Origin of the sequence: Nocardia brevicatena NBRC 12119, from assembly GCF_000308495.1 — a bacterium.
GTDB lineage: Bacteria > Actinomycetota > Actinomycetes > Mycobacteriales > Mycobacteriaceae > Nocardia > Nocardia brevicatena.
On sequence record NZ_BAFU01000207.1, the window covers coordinates 1 to 4,744 of the forward strand.

6 protein-coding genes are annotated in these 4,744 nt (G+C 64.3%); 2 read left to right on the forward strand and 4 right to left on the reverse strand.

Annotated features, from left to right (window positions below):
• Positions 1 to 239 precede the first annotated feature (239 nt).
• On the reverse strand, positions 240 to 752 hold the full coding sequence (locus tag ON20_RS26165; protein WP_040839793.1) for a transposase: 513 nt from the start codon (positions 750 to 752) through the stop codon (positions 240 to 242).
• Positions 749 to 1,093 (reverse strand): hypothetical protein, encoded by a 345-nt coding sequence (locus tag ON20_RS36845; protein ID WP_040839795.1) that lies wholly within the window; start codon positions 1,091 to 1,093, stop codon positions 749 to 751. The genes ON20_RS26165 and ON20_RS36845 overlap by 4 nt, the downstream gene beginning before the upstream one ends.
• Before the next feature lie 345 nt (positions 1,094 to 1,438).
• Here ON20_RS36845 and ON20_RS26175 point away from each other — a divergent pair, with 345 nt between their 5' ends.
• Positions 1,439 to 1,807: a hypothetical protein gene (locus ON20_RS26175; RefSeq protein WP_040839797.1), complete on the forward strand. Its 369-nt coding sequence runs from the start codon at positions 1,439 to 1,441 to the stop codon at positions 1,805 to 1,807.
• Positions 1,808 to 2,513: 706 nt separating this feature from the next.
• Here the strand turns inward: ON20_RS26175 and ON20_RS26180 are convergent.
• Both ON20_RS26180 and ON20_RS40000 read right to left on the reverse strand, forming a co-directional pair.
• Positions 2,514 to 2,852 carry a hypothetical protein gene (locus tag ON20_RS26180; RefSeq protein ID WP_040839799.1) on the reverse strand — a complete coding sequence of 113 codons (339 nt, stop codon included), beginning with the start codon at positions 2,850 to 2,852 and terminating at the stop codon, positions 2,514 to 2,516.
• Positions 2,853 to 2,924: 72 nt separating this feature from the next.
• Positions 2,925 to 3,053 carry a hypothetical protein gene (locus ON20_RS40000; RefSeq protein WP_281032908.1) on the reverse strand — a complete coding sequence of 43 codons (129 nt, stop codon included), beginning with the start codon at positions 3,051 to 3,053 and terminating at the stop codon, positions 2,925 to 2,927.
• 207 nt (positions 3,054 to 3,260) lie between these two features.
• Here ON20_RS40000 and ON20_RS26185 point away from each other — a divergent pair, with 207 nt between their 5' ends.
• Positions 3,261 to 4,469 carry a helix-turn-helix transcriptional regulator gene (locus ON20_RS26185; RefSeq protein WP_040839802.1) on the forward strand — a complete coding sequence of 403 codons (1,209 nt, stop codon included), beginning with the start codon at positions 3,261 to 3,263 and terminating at the stop codon, positions 4,467 to 4,469.
• The last annotated feature ends 275 nt before the right edge of the window (positions 4,470 to 4,744 follow it).

The window sequence follows — 4,744 nt, forward strand, 5'->3', positions numbered from 1 at the left end:
TTCGAACCGCGACCACCGTTACCCTGCCACCTCGCCCGTCGTCTCGAGCTACCTTCGTAGAGGATACGACCGGATCGCCTCCTATGAGGTCGTTTCATGTGGACGGAAGCGGTCACGTCATACGGGACAATCACTTCCGTCCATATGAGACGGCCTCCGTGCACAGCGGATCTCCCTCGTTGTGAGACCGGCCTTGTCTCGAACCCGCCTCGGAACACCACCAGCGCACCTCAGGCGCGTTATGTGGGTTGAAGGTGGAGGAGGGTGTGTGCTGTCGAGGTGGCGGTGGTGCGAGTGAGCAGTCCCCAGAAGGTGCGGGCGCGGTGGCGGGCCAGGCCGAGGTGTTCGGCGATCTCCCCGAAGGTGGTCTCGATGCGGTTACGTAGGGCAGCGACCGGCCGGCGTTGGGCTTTGCTGAGCCGTTGTCGGTCTTTCTTACCGTGCGTGACCACGACCTGGGCGCCGCGTTCGGCCTGCTCGGCGGCGAAGGCACGGCCGAGGAAGCCTCGATCGAGCAGCAGGCCGGCCGGCGGTGGGGTGCCCAGCAGCAGACCGGTGGCCACGGCGCGTTCGTCGATGGCGGCGGGCACGATGCCCCAGGCCCGGACCAGGCGGGTACCCAGGTCGGTGCGAATGGCCAGGCGGAAGCCGTAGAACCACTCGCCGTGAGCCGCGTCCCGGCCGAAGCGTGCCACCAGCCCGTGCGGACCGACCCAGGTATCCGGGCCGCGTACTCGGCTGGGGTGTTTCACCGGTAGGGCGGAGGTATCGATCTGCTGCCAAGGGTCTCGTCCTGGATCAGGTGGTGGCGCAGCTGTTCGAAGGCGCCCCACAGCCAACGCACCCGACGGTTGAACTCGCTGTGATGCGGCAGGCGGGGAAACAGGTCGGGCCATTCGCGAGCCACCTCGCTCAGGAAACCGGACTCGCTGCCCCGGCCGAGGAGGTGTCGCACCAGCGCGATCGTGAGCACTTCGGCGTCGGTGCAGGCCGGGCGTGGCCCGGGTCGAGTGGGAATCACGACCGCCCCCTCCCTGATGGCGTCATCGATGAGGACGTAGACGTGGACGAACAACTCGGCAACCGGCAGCATGAACCCTGGCCTTCGTGGTGATGATCAAGCGTCAGCACCTTGCTCATCTGCCACGAAGGCCCCTCCACGTCAAACCCACATAACGCGCCTCAGGTGATCCCCGCCGATCCCCCACTGTTGCCGCCCAGCGCAGATGGTCCGGTCCCCGGATGGCGGCGAGGGCCGGTCGTGTGCGACCCCGGCGAAGATCGTGTCACTGTGACGAGAGCGCACCGGGGAAACCACACGCGTGGCAAGATCGGAATGACCTGGCGCACACCGGAGTAGTTCGACGATACCGATGAAGCCGGGCGCTACCGTCAACAGCCGCGCCGGCACGGAAACGTTCCGAGAGAAGGAGGACGCGTGACACTGGGACCGGTACTGGTGGTCGGCGTCGACCCCGCCAAGCTCCATGATTGGGACCCGGAACCTGTCCTCGCGGCGATAGCACGCGGTCAGGACCGGTTCGAGGAATCTGATATCGAGGCCGACTATTGCCTGGTGGCACTCGACGAGAACCCCGAAGGGGTGATCGTGGAGGCGCTGACCCGCAAAGACTACGCCTGTGTGGTGATCGGGGGTGGTATCCGCACGCACGAGCCATTGCTCGAATTGTTCGAAAAGGTGGTCAACCGCGTCCGGCAGCACGCGCCCGACGCGGCCATAGCCTTCAACAGCGGCCCCGAGGACTGTGCCGACGCGGCTCTGCGGTGGCTTCACCAGCCAGACTAACCGACAGCAGCCCTCTCAGCATTTCCGCTGGTAGGAGGGGTTTTGCGGGGCGGGTGGGGCTCGAATTCACGACCAACGGATTATGTCGACGCTCATTCCATCACTTCTCAATGATTGACGTATGTGGTTCTCTGCCAGTGGGTTACGGCGCGCACCCTTGTCGATAGGTTGTGACGTTTCTCAACGTATCTCGCTCATAAACGCTGAATAAACGATGACCTCAGCACCGCTTACCCCCCGATTCCGGCGACCGCCGAAGAACTTCGATAGCGGCGTGACCGGTCATTTTGTCGACGCCGGCAAGGTGGTGGATCTTCTGGGATCGCAGGAAATCGCCGGTCAGGTGGGGTACGCACTTTCGCGTACCCCGCTCCGGCTCAAACCTGACGGGATCCCGTCAAGTTTCGTGACGAAAGTTCGGGCCGAACGTTTGAGTTCGGTGTTTACCGACTTCTTCAAGCCTCGGCGCCGCCACCGAAACGCAGGGCGCGAGGTTTTCGGGCGATCCCCCAAATACCCCGCCGGAGCCGCGGAGTATCCGACCTACAATCTTGCGGGATCCCGCAAGATTGTCGACGCCGGCAAGGTGGGCGGCCAGGGGTACTCATCGAGCGAGTATCCGAGGGTCCAACTTGGACCTTCGGGACGGCCTCGAACGCTTGGTCCAACTTGGAACCGGCGTCTCTTCGTCCACTCGGACAATGTGTCACGCCCCGTCGACCTCGGCGGGTAGCTGCCCGGTCGACCATCGCGCGTAGGTATACGCCGGGTTCACGGTGACGACATCGGCAATCGACACCAGGGTTCGGGGCACGATGCCGTCGAAATGCTCAAGGCTGGGGATGAACAGCGCCTCGGCCTCGGCCCGGCCGATCGCATGCACCAACTCGCCGATCGGGTCCTCGGTGAGATCATCGAACACGATCGTCTTGCACAGGTCATAACCGAACCGCTTGGCCAGGTTGCGTATCTGCGCCTCGTCCCACTGCTGGTGGATGCCGGACTTGTCCTTGCGCAGATATCCGAGAGCCTTCGGTTTCGTCACGTGATGATCCCCTGTTTCTATCGATAGAAATATCGACCAGCGGTGCGCTATTACCGGATTCGGTAATAGCGGTCAGTCGCGCGCCTTCAGCCCCTCGGCGATGCGCTCCAGCAGCACTGCATCGTCGCATACGTCGGCATCCACCCGGGCGCCGGTGAGTTCCCAGATGGTCAGCGCGGTCACGATCGCCTGAGAACGCATCGGCGTCCGGTCCGGCAACGGTGATGGTTCGGCATGGCTCAAGGTGTGGCCCCTGTCGTTGTCCCCTGCTGGAAGGCACCCGGCGCCGGGGCAGTCGGGGAATCAACCCGGCGCCGAGTGCTGATCTCAGATTCGGGCCGAGGTATCGCACGGATTACCAAAGGTTTTGTCACACTGTTGTCAGGGGCGACGCCAGGATGGGAACACATGAGCGACAACCAGGACCGCGGCATCGGGCAGCGGGTGGCCGAAGAACGCAAACTCGCCGGCTGGACACAACCACGTCTCGCGGCCGAGGCGAACGTGTCGGTGTCGCTGGTGCGTGCCGTCGAACAGGGCCGGGCCCCGGCATCTCCGGCGTTCGTGTCGGCGGTGGCCAAGGCATTGAAGGTGTCCCCGGCCGAGTTGCTGGGGCAACCGTATCCGCGGACCACCCGCGATGAGTCCGAGGTGGCCTCCGGTATCGCGTTGATCCGCAGCGAGCTTGCCGCCTACGACATTCCCCCGGCCGGACTCACGCCACGCTCGCTCGACTCGATTGCCGTCGAGGTGGAGCGGATGCGCACCTTACGCCGGGCGTCGAGCCTACGGCAGATGTCGCAGGATCTCCCCGCGCTGATGACCGAAGTTCGCGCGCTGGTCCACAGTACCGAAGGTGGCAACCGGCAGCGTGTCTTCCGGCTGCTGTGCGAGCTGTATCTATGTGCGCGCGGCCTTGCCCACAAGCTCGGCTATGTCGACCTGATGACCGTGACAATCGAGCGACTGGGATGGGCGGCGGCGGGCACCGACAGCCGGCTATGGGTGACCTCGGCGCAATACTTCAGGGCATTGATCCTCACCTCAACCGGTGATTGGAATACCGCGCTGGCCTACCTAGAGCGCTGCCGGGACGAACTGGAATCGGAGTTGGGCGGCGGAGATATCGAGAACCTGGTGAGCTGGGGCGGCCTGCACCTGCAATCGGGGCTTGCGGCCGCTCGGGCCGGGGATCGGGATACCGCCGACGCGCACCTGAACGAAGCACGGGAAACCGCGGCCCGGGTCGGGGATGCCGACTACCACGAGCCGGTGTTCTACTTCGGTCCGACCAATGTCGGTATCTGGTCGGTGGGTCTGGCCGTGGAAATGCTGGACGGTACCAGCGCCATCACGCGGGCCAAGGATCTACTCGTGCCGTCGAGCACACCGAGGTCACGCGCCGGGCATCTGTATATCGACCTGGGTCGGGCATTCCTGCTGCACGGGGATCGGACCAAGACATTGGACGCGCTGAACAAGGCCCGGCAGATAGCGCCGATCCAGACCCGCTACCACCCGATGGTTCATGAGACCGTTCGCGTGCTGGCCCGGCAGGAAGCACGAAGCACGGAGAGCTTGCGTGGGTTCGCCGCGTGGTGCGGCGTCGGCCAGTAGTTGATCTCAAGTCCAGCGCGACAGTGGCCAGCCCGGCGCGGGAGTCACGCCCTGCCATCGCGTAGGAACCATGACCGATTCCCAGAATGTAGCCGCGGCGGCTGGATCGAACGCAGGAAGATGCGGCACCGAGATATGCGCGGCAATGTCACTGTCCGGATGCTCATAGACGTATTTGTGGCAGCTCGCCATGATCTCCAGATTGACCGCGCGCGTCTCATCCGTATCGAGCGTGAAGGCTGGGACAGCCGGCTATCGGAGTGCGCAAGCACTAG

What these genes read in the sequence shown, in the direction of transcription:
- ON20_RS36845 (WP_040839795.1), bottom strand. Translation starts at nt 1,093, where the DNA reads ATGCTGCCGGTTGCCGAGTTGTTCGTCCACGTCTACGTCCTCATCGAT.
- ON20_RS40000 (WP_281032908.1), bottom strand. Translation starts at nt 3,053, where the DNA reads ATGCGTTCTCAGGCGATCGTGACCGCGCTGACCATCTGGGAACTCACC.
- ON20_RS26185 (WP_040839802.1), top strand. Translation starts at nt 3,261, where the DNA reads ATGAGCGACAACCAGGACCGCGGCATCGGGCAGCGGGTGGCCGAAGAA.